Here is a 6990-nt window from a genome sequence, read left to right as displayed (position 1 = left end):
TGTGGCTGGACAAGCTGCCCGGCCTGGAGAACGCCGAGGTGTCCACCAAGGTGACCTCCACCAAGCCGGTGGTGGCGGAGCGCGCCGTGTACTTCAACTTCTTCGGCAAGCAGGGCGGGCACGACTCCATCGGGGTGTCCTCCATGGCCCAGGAGTGGTACCTCGCCGAGGGGTGCACGCTGGGGGACAATTTCGACACCTTCGTCCTGGTGCAGAACCCGGGTACGGAGGTGGCCGGGGTGACCCTCTCCTTCCAGCTCACCCAGGGGACGGCCCCCACCTTCTACTTCGAGTTGGCTCCCGGCCAGAGGCGCTCCGTGTGGCTGGACAAGCTGCCCGGCCTGGAGAACGCCGAGGTGTCCACCAAGGTGACCTCCACCAAGCCGGTGGTGGCGGAGCGCGCCGTGTACTTCAACTTCTTCGGCAAGCAGGGCGGGCACGACTCGGTTGGAATCCCGGGAGGAATCATCGAATGAACTGATCGGTCCGCATCCACGACGGCGCCGCCGTCACGGGTCGCGGGGCTCTAAGAGGACATGGTATCCGGGGGTGCCCGGAAGGGCACCCCCTCTCGTGAGCGGCCACGGCGGCTTCCGTACTGGTAAACCGAGGGGAGCGGGAAAAGGTCGGGAAACGAAGGCTGATATAATGAGCGCGAGATGGAGCTCAGGGATTATCTTAACGTAATTGCCCGGCGGAAGTGGATAATCATCGGGGCCACCGTTCTGGTTGTGGCGGCGGCGCTGGTCTTTTCCCTACTCCAGAAGCCGCTCTACGAGTCGCGGGTGACCATCCTGGCGGACATCAATCGGGCTGGCGAATCGGCCACCCAGGCCCTCTACAGCTTGGCCTACGGCGACCCCAACACCTTCATCCAGACCCAGGCGGAGATCATCAAGACCCGTACCATGGCCCGCGACGTCCACGACCGGCTGGAATACCTTTACGAGGAAGCGGAATATGACCGCCGGGAGGGCAAGGATGTCTTCATCCCCTCCTCCCTCCCCTCCCCCGAGGACATGCTGGCCAGGGTGAAGGTGGATCGCACCCAGAACACCAACGTCTTCCAGATCATTTTCACCGACCACAACCCCATGCTGGCCCGCGACGTGGCCCAGGCCTACGCGGACGAATACATCGAGGACCGCCAGCTCTCGGCCATCAAGCAGATCAGCGAGGCCCGCCAGGAGGTCTGGAACCGCATAACCGAGCTGGAGGCCCAGATACAGGACATCGCCCAGCGGGTGAAGCAGTACACCAAGGAGACCATCCCTCCCGAGCTGGAGGCCGAGGCCAGCCAGGCTGTCAACCTGTGGGCCACGCTCTACGAGAAGTACATGAGCCTGCGCATCGCCGAGGCCCTCGAGCAGCGCGGCCTGGAGATCATCGAGACCGCGGAGCCGGGGGAGAAGGTCAGCCCGCGAACCACACGCAACGCCGTGCTGGCCCTCTTCCTGGGGCTCATCCTGGGGGTAGGCCTTGCCTTCCTGGCCGATTACCTTGACGTCACCCTGAAGACGCGCGAGGACTTCGAGCACCACTACGGCACCTCCATCATCGGCGAGATACCCGGGTTCGGGACCTCGCCCGAGGAGGAACGGGAGATAATATACTTCACCGCCCCGGACAGTTCCGCCGCGGAGGGATTCCGCAACCTGCGCACCAACGTGCAGTTCCTCAACCTGGAAGGTGAAACCCGGGTGATCATGGTCACCTCTGCGAGCCCGGAAGAGGGAAAGACCTCGGTGGCCGTCAACCTGGGCGCGGCGCTCTCGGAAATGGGGAAGAAGGTGCTGGTGATGGAGGCCGACCTGCGGCGTCCGGTCCTGGACGAGTTCATGGTGGAAAAACCTGCCAAAGGACTCACGGAGGTGCTCGCCGGCGCGGCCGGGATTGAGGAGGCTGTCATCTCCGTCGGCAATACCAATTTTCACCTCATGATCTGCGGGGTGAAACCCCCCAACCCCGCCGAGATGGTCGCCTCCCAGTCCATGCGCAACCTCCTCGAGCGCCTGCGCGGAGACTACGACTACGTCATCGTGGACTCCCCGCCCGTGCTCTCGGTCTCCGATTCCGTGGCCATGGCCCCCATGATGGACGGGATTATCCTGGTGGCCAGTCACGGCATCGCGGAGAGGGAAGCGGCGCGACGGACCGTGGAGCTTCTCTCCAAGGTGAATGCCCGCCTCTTGGGCTTGGTCATCAACAACGTGGAGGCCGCCGGCCGTTACGGCTACGGATATTATTACGCCCCCTATTACCGCTATTCGTACGGGGCCTCTGAGAAAAAGGGGACATCCGCCTCCGTCCGACGCATCATGCGGCGGAAAAGAAAATGACGCGGTCCTCGCGGTGACGTTTCGTGACTCTCTCGTCCGGCCTCCGGAAGTCCGGGTGTTGTGCCCGAAAGCCGGAAGGCTCATGGTTAAAACGAGACCTGCGATCCATCCCTGTCGACTGCGTAGCGTCCCACCGGATACGGGCTTCACGGCGTGGCCTCCGCGCGGCGTTGAAAAGAGGGAAGCTTAATCACGGCATGTCCCCACAGGTCATCGCGGCCCACTGGGCACTCACACGGTCGAAAGGTCGGGGCTCAGGGCCTGCGCCGCGGGTGACATTGCGTTGAGGTCAGGTTGTATTAACCACCTGCAATGGATGTCGTTCCAGGACTCGGAGGTGCTGCCGCCACCGGGGATAAGCGACCGTCCGGAAAGCCGAGGATGCCTCAAGCGTCGCGATGGAAGGCGATTCCGACAGACGAGGAAAGCGGCGCATCCGCCACTGGACACTTTACATCCCGAAGGAACCGGAAAGGAAGGCCAACCGAAAAGACGGATTGGGCACAGGTTTCTCCGATCGAATTCGAACCCTGGAGATCGGCACCGCTTTTTATTCCGGACAAGAGACCGACCTGAAGCCCGGGCCGATAATTAAAGTTTTTTCCGTCTCGGAAGGATAATATTTATGAAAACATTCCTTGGAAGAAAATCGTCAAGAGAACGCCGGCCCTTACACGGAGAGTGGAGATGAGCCACAAGCGTCTCAAGGGCAGAATTTCCGCCCTGTTCCTCTGTTGCGCGGTCTTCCTGCTCGCCACCTTTCCCTCCGCGGCGGATCCCGTGGTGAAGGACACGGCCGCCGGAGATGCCAACTCTTACCTATACGGCGGCAACGCCGGCGAGGTGCTCATGTACGCCTCCACGGCCACCGGCGACGTGAACGGCGACGGCCTCTCGGACCTGGTCATCGGCCACGACCAGGGAGGTGACGACTTCCCCTATCTCTACACCGGCAAGGTCTACGTGTACTTCGGGCGCACGAGCCTTGACCCCGAGGTGGACCTGGGAACGGGAGCTGACCTGGTCATCAACGGTTACTACGGTAGCTTCCTGGGCAACTCGGTGGCCTGCGGGGACATCAACGGGGATGGTGTGGACGACATCCTCATGGGCGCCATTTGGGACAACCCCGGCGGAGCCATGTTCGCCGGCGGCGTCGCCGCGGTGTTCGGCCGCCCGGACCTTGGGGACTGGTCCCCCTGGGACTTCAATGCCCGCCCTCCCGACCTCTACTTCTCCAGCGCCAACGGAGGGGAGATGTGCGGGATGAGCGTCATCTCCGGTGACATCGACGGCGATGGGTTCGACGACGTCCTCTTCGGCGCCCACCTGGGGAACGGCGGCATACATCTCTATGACGGGACGGACTGGAAGGCACAGGGGCGCGCCAACCAGGACTTCATCCACGACCTGCACCTCATCGACGCCAAGCACGGTTGGGCGGTGGGGAAATACATCAGCGCTTACGATACCATCTACCGCTATGACGGGAGCGTATGGCAGGCGGACACCCTCTTCAACAAATTCAAGGTGGACCTCCACGGCGTGACGGCAACCGACACCACCCACGCTTGGGCGGTGGGAGCGGGGGGAAAGGTGCTCTTCAACGGCGACTTCAACAACACCAAGGGCTGGGCGGAGCAGAACAGCGGGGTTGCCGCCACCCTGCGCGACGTCGACGCCCTGGATTCCTCTCGCCTTTGGGCGGTGGGGGACGGGGGGACCATCATCCATACCGAGGACGGGGGTTCCACCTGGACGGCCCAGGCGAGCGGAGTTTCCGTGACCTTGCGCAGCCTCTCTGCCGTGGGCCCCGGAGACGTGTGGGCGGTGGGGGACGGGGGGACCATCCTCCACTACGACGGCGCCTCCTGGTCCCGGGTGAGCCCCAGCCCCACCACGCGCGACCTTCACTCCGTGCACGCCGTGGACGCCACCCACGTCTGGGCGGTGGGGGACGGGGGGACCATCCTCCACTACGACGGCGCCTCCTGGAAGGCCCAGACCAGCCCGGTGGGGGTCAACCTCCGCGGCGTGTCCGCCTCCGGGCCTACTTCCGTCTGGACGGTGGGCGATTCCGGCACCGTGCTCAGGACCGCCGACGGCGGTTCCACCTGGACCAAGGAGGCGGTCCTCTTCACCCAGGACCAGCGAATCGTATTCGCCCTCGACGCCACCCACGTCTGGACCGCCGGGGACGCGGCCACCGGCCGCGCCTATATCGTCTGGGGACGCTCCCTCTGGCCGGAATGGGATTATTACACCAACCCCATCAAGCCCAACAAAGTGATCAACGGGGTAGACCCGCTGGATTCCGCCGGTTTCCCGGTCAGCCTGGGGGACCTGAATGGCGACGTCTGTGCGGACATGCTCATCGGGGCCTTTGATGCCGACGGCCCCGGAGAGCAGCGCGAGGGGTGCGGCGAGGCCTACGTGGTCTACGGGCGCCCCAAGGGCTCCTTTCCTTACTTCATAGACCTAGGCTCGGAAAGCGACTGCACCGTCTTCGGAGCCTCCCCTATGGACGGGCTGCCCTCTTCCGTCTGCCGGCCCCTGAAGGACGTGAACGGCGACCGCTACGACGACCTCCTGCTGGCGGCCATGTGGGCGGATGGCCCGGGAGAATCCCGCCCGGGATGCGGGGAGGCTTACGTCATCCCGGGAGGGAACCTGCCTCCCGTCCAGGACCTCTCCCAGTCCCCGCCCCAGGTGACCTTGTACGGGCCGGAGACAAACGTCGGCGCCGGATACAGCGTGGAGGTCCTGGACTTCAACGCCGACCTCCTGCCGGATATTGCGGTGGGAAGCACCAGCGCGGGTATGGGGACGGAACGCCCCAACTGCGGGGCGGTCTGGCTGGTCAACGGGATCTCTTCCTGGCCTTCCCTGGTGGACCTGGCCGTCTCCTCCTCCCTGGCCATCTACGGCGCGGAGAGCAACGACGCCTTCGGGTTCTGTCTCACCTCCGCCGACCTGGACGGCGACCCGCAGGGTTACCAGGACCTGGTGGCCAGCAGCCCCATGGGTGACGGGCCCGGCAACACGCGGCCCGGTTGCGGTGAACATTTCGTCTTCCTGGGCCACGACAATTTTCTTCCCACCTGCACCGTGACCAATGTGGCCGAGGGAGCGGTCCTGGCCGGCACGGTGAACGTGGAGGTGGAGGCCTACGATTTCCACGGCATCGACCGCGTGGAGTTCAGGGTGAACGGCACCCTCCGCCATACGGACAACACCGCGCCCTATACCTGGGGGTGGGACACAAGGCAGGAACCGGACGGGGCGGGGTACGGACTGCAGGCCACCGCCTACGACGTCAACGGCAACGCGGCCTCGGATTCCCGCCTGGTGAGCATCAACAACGCCGTGCCCCCTCTTTCCAGGACCTGGTACCTGGCGGAGGGGACCACCGCTTGGGGGTTCGAGGAGTACGTTCTTATCCAGAACCCCAACCCCGAAGGCGTCCAGGCCACGGTGACCTTCATGAAGCCGGGCGGCGCCGTGCAGACCGAGGTCTTCCAGGTGGGCGCGGAATCCCGTTTCACCATCTTCGTCAACAACCTGGTCCCCGGAAGCGACGTCTCCACCCGGGTGGAGGCCACCCTGCCGGTGATCTGCGAGCGGGCCATGTACTGGAGAAACCGCTCCGGTGGCCATGACTGCATAGGCGTGACCTCTCCCTCCCGCACCTGGTACCTGGCGGAGGGGACCACCGCTTGGGGGTTCGAGGAGTATGTGCTCATCCAGAACCCCAACCCTGACTGGGCGGGCGTCACCCTGACCTTCATGAAGCCTGGCGGCGCCACCCAGAACCACTCCTTCTCCGTGCCCGGGGAATCCCGCCACACTGTGTATGTGAACGACCTGGTGGAGGAGAGCGACGTCTCCACCCGGGTTGAGGCCACCTTACCGGTGATCTGCGAGCGGGCCATGTACCGCTACGGAATGGACCTGGGACACGATACCGCCGGGACGCCTTCCACCTCCACCGAGTGGTACTTTGCCGAGGGGACCACAGCCTGGGGGTTCGACGAGTACCTGCTGGTGCAGAACCCCGGCTCCCAGCAGGCGGTGGTCAGTTTCCAGTTCATGCTCCCCGACGGCACCGTCCACCCCCATGGCGCGGTGGTTCCGCCCAGTTCGCGCTATACCCTACCCGTGGATTCCATTCCCGGCCTTGAGAACACCGACCTCTCAGTAAAGGTCACCTCCACCCGCCCGGTGATCTGCGAACGGGCCATGTACTGGCGTGGAGCATCCTCTTATGGGGGCCACGACACCATCGGCACCCCCCTGCCCTCAACCCGCTGGTACCTGGCGGAGGGGACCACCGCTTGGGGGTTCGAGGAGTACGTGCTGGTGCAGAACCCCAATCCCGCCCCGGCGACCGTCTCCTTCTCCTTCATGAAACCCGACGGCAGCACCCAGTTCCTCTCCTTCCAGCAGCCCGGCAACTCACGCTCCACCCTCTTCGTGAACGACGTGGTGAAGGAAAGCGACGTCTCCATTATGATCAGCGCTACCTTACCGGTGATCTGCGAGCGGGCCATGTACTGGAGAGGTCGCGACGGGGGACACGTCTCCATAGGCGTGCGTGGATATTGAGCGGGAATCCGGACCGAGTGGCGCGCCCCATTTCCCCAATGGTCAC

2 protein-coding genes and 1 pseudogene are annotated in these 6990 nt (G+C 64.3%); all 3 read left to right on the top strand.

The genetic code is table 11. The annotated features are described in order from the left end of the window. Positions 1-476 (top strand): annotated as a pseudogene (locus H7007_RS00650) (hypothetical protein); the annotation flags it as partial. Between the two features lie 183 nt (positions 477-659). Then, positions 660-2339 (top strand): tyrosine-protein kinase domain-containing protein, encoded by a 1680-nt coding sequence (locus H7007_RS00645; protein WP_287152552.1) that lies wholly within the window; start codon positions 660-662, stop codon positions 2337-2339. A gap of 687 nt (positions 2340-3026) precedes the next feature. Next, a complete protein-coding gene (locus H7007_RS00640) occupies positions 3027-6944 on the top strand; it encodes a DUF5719 family protein (protein ID WP_287152551.1) in 3918 nt (1305 codons plus the stop codon). Positions 6945-6990: the final 46 nt, after the last annotated feature.

The organism is Candidatus Solincola tengchongensis (assembly GCF_015711935.1).
Taxonomy (GTDB): Bacteria; Actinomycetota; Geothermincolia; order Geothermincolales; family RBG-13-55-18; genus Solincola_A; species Solincola_A tengchongensis.
The sequence above is the reverse complement of the archived record's forward strand: the minus strand, read 5'-3'. Positions and strand labels throughout refer to the sequence as shown.

Excerpts from the sequence above, each read along its gene's own strand:
- H7007_RS00645 (WP_287152552.1), top strand. The coding sequence starts at position 660 with ATGGAGCTCAGGGATTATCTTAACGTAATTGCCCGGCGGAAGTGGATA.
- H7007_RS00640 (WP_287152551.1), top strand. The coding sequence starts at position 3,027 with ATGAGCCACAAGCGTCTCAAGGGCAGAATTTCCGCCCTGTTCCTCTGT.